At 52.4% G+C, this 393-nt stretch carries 1 protein-coding gene; it reads right to left on the bottom strand.

Annotated features, from left to right (window positions below):
• A partial coding sequence (locus tag A3751_RS01060; RefSeq protein WP_197466080.1) for a cytochrome c family protein occupies window positions 1-393 on the bottom strand: 393 nt, incomplete at both ends.

Here is a 393-nt window from a genome sequence, read left to right as displayed (position 1 = left end):
ATTGGCCGAAGCGGCGGGTTGTCCGTATCTGCCTCTGAGATTGGGGCCTACGCTTGCTTTTCCGGATGTATCTGTGGAATGACACACGGTGCATTGATCAAGGGTAGTGTCTTCGTTGACACCGGCTATCGGTTTTTCTGTGTCATACGTTGGTGTCGTACGTGCGTTTAAAAGACGCGCAACACTTTGGCCGACTTGGTTGCCCGTTGCAATGGCACCGTCGATAAATCCACGCCAGCCCAAATCAATATCACCGCCGGCAAAATGCACGCGGCCTTGAGGTTCGCGTAGTGCGGGAATTGAATCTTTTAACTGACCCTTTTTCAGAACGCACCAGGTGCCTTGAGAGTAGGGATCGAGGTGCCAGTCATAATGCAGAGTGTCCACCACATC

It is taken from the genome of Oleiphilus sp. HI0080 (assembly GCF_001635135.1).
Note: the sequence above shows the minus strand (reverse complement) of the source record. Positions and strands in the feature narration are given on the sequence as shown.